Genomic DNA, 1,891 nt, shown 5'->3' with positions numbered 1-1,891 from the left:
TAGATGAGCAAAGGACCACCTAACGGCGGCCCTTATTTGTATTGAACTATAGTTTCCCGTTAGGTTAACGCCAGCGCCCAGTCTACAACTTTATTATCACAGTTCTTTATTGTTCAGTACTTCATTTTATCGAACACCAACAAATCTTTTGCATTTCTCCACCCCATGAGTTACTATTTTTATATCGACAAATTTGCAGGTCTATATATGGAGGTTAACACGCTATGTGCCCCCGTACCAAAGAACAAAATGAGCTCATACGCATACAGCGCAGAGAACAGATCCTGGACGTCGCCGCGCGCTCCTACTTTCGCACGGGCGGCAGCTTTGATATTCGCGACGTCGCCCGCGAGGCAGGGCTTGGTTACGGCACAGTATACCATTATTACCCCAACCGGCATTTATTAATAGAAGATGTGTTAGGAAGCGGCTTCGAGCGATGCGAGCAAGTTATCGCAAAATGGGCGAACATCAGCGGCAGCCCCCCGGATGACTGGCAGTTGTTGACGTATTGTAAAGCGCTGCTCCGGCTGTGGCAGTCGGACGCCCGCGCATATCTCGTCTACAAAATGGCGGCGGAACATTATGCAGGCTTGCCTGAAAGGGATCGACACCACGCCAAAAGAAAATTTATGGAACGGCTGTACATTCCACTCCAATCGATCGCCAAGTGCGAAGACGACAGCGTCGACCATATGCTTGCCGTGCTGGTCGGTTGCTGTGGGCTGCACTACTATGCGGGCAATTCCGACCTGGACGTCGATCGAATCGCCCGACTCGCTATGCAAGCTATTACGAAGGAGTCCTGATACGAACATGGTCATTTTAAAAAGCAAGCATGAAATTGAGGCTATCCGCAAGGCATGCCAAGTGGTGGCTGAATGCCATCGTACAATCGCACCGCTTATCAAACCGGGTATTACCACCAACGAGATTGAGCGCATATTCGAGGACATTATGTTGAAGCACGGCGCAAAGCCATACCAGAAAGGCTATAAGGGATATCAATATGCGACCTGTGCCTCCGCCAACGATGTGATCGCACATGGCTTCCCTAGCAATAAGCCACTTGAGGAAGGCGATATCGTGACGATCGACACGGTCGCTGAGCTCGATGGCTGGCTCGGCGATTCGGCCTGGAGTTATGCGGTCGGTCAGATCTCGCCGACGGCCGAGAAGTTGATGCGTGTCACGAAAGAATGTCTTGACCTGGGCATCGAGCAGGCGCAGCCCGGCAATCGACTCGGCGACGTGACGAGCGCGATTCAGCGGCATGCGGAATCACACAGTTTCGGCGTCGTGCGCGACCTTCTCGCCCATGGCATCGGCCGCGACCTGCACGAGGAGCCGACTTATATGCATGTCGGCAAGCCTGGAAAAGGCCTCCGTATCAAGGAAGGTATGGTGTTCACGATTGAGCCCATGATCACCGAAGGCACTTACTTCATGACAATCGATCCGGACGGCTGGACCGCACGGACGATGGACAACAAGCTCGCCGCCCAATACGAGCATACGATCGCCATCACGGCTGAAGGTCCACAAATTTTGACCGCGCAATAGAAAAATTAGAGGTCGACCAACGAAATGGTCGACTTCTTTTTTTCGTATTCGGCATAGCATCTTTCTTTATTCGTTACAGGTGATCATGTAAGCCGAAGCAGGTTCGGGGACAGCGTGTCCATAGATCTGATGAGGCTGCTCGCTTGGACGCGATCATATTCAGTGCGAACAATTCATCTCAGGTGAACCGCGCAACAAATTCGGAAACGCCGAGTGACTGGGACAATAACCCGGTCAGATGACGCAATACTGTTCTCCTGCAGGATACCACGGGTGCAGAGTATCATTAATCGAGCAATTTTTTGTCCTTTATTTCAACTGCGGTCCC

General features: G+C 51.6%; 2 protein-coding genes. Both read left to right on the top strand.

The window, feature by feature from the left end; genetic code table 11:
* Positions 1 to 224 precede the first annotated feature (224 nt).
* On the top strand, positions 225 to 809 hold the full coding sequence (locus tag GC098_RS26420) for a TetR/AcrR family transcriptional regulator (RefSeq protein WP_171646188.1): 585 nt from the start codon (positions 225 to 227) through the stop codon (positions 807 to 809).
* 7 nt (positions 810 to 816) lie between these two features.
* Positions 817 to 1,563, top strand: coding sequence for a type I methionyl aminopeptidase (map, locus tag GC098_RS26415; protein ID WP_057307305.1), 747 nt, complete (start codon positions 817 to 819; stop codon positions 1,561 to 1,563).
* Positions 1,564 to 1,891 lie beyond the last annotated feature (328 nt).

Origin of the sequence: Paenibacillus phytorum (genome assembly GCF_013141715.1) — a bacterium.
Taxonomy (GTDB): Bacteria; Bacillota; Bacilli; order Paenibacillales; family NBRC-103111; genus Paenibacillus_E; species Paenibacillus_E phytorum.
This window is presented reverse-complemented; position numbering and strand designations above follow the sequence as displayed.

What these genes read in the sequence shown, in the direction of transcription:
- map (WP_057307305.1), top strand. Translation starts at nt 817, where the DNA reads ATGGTCATTTTAAAAAGCAAGCATGAAATTGAGGCTATCCGCAAGGCA.
- GC098_RS26420 (WP_171646188.1), top strand. Translation starts at nt 225, where the DNA reads ATGTGCCCCCGTACCAAAGAACAAAATGAGCTCATACGCATACAGCGC.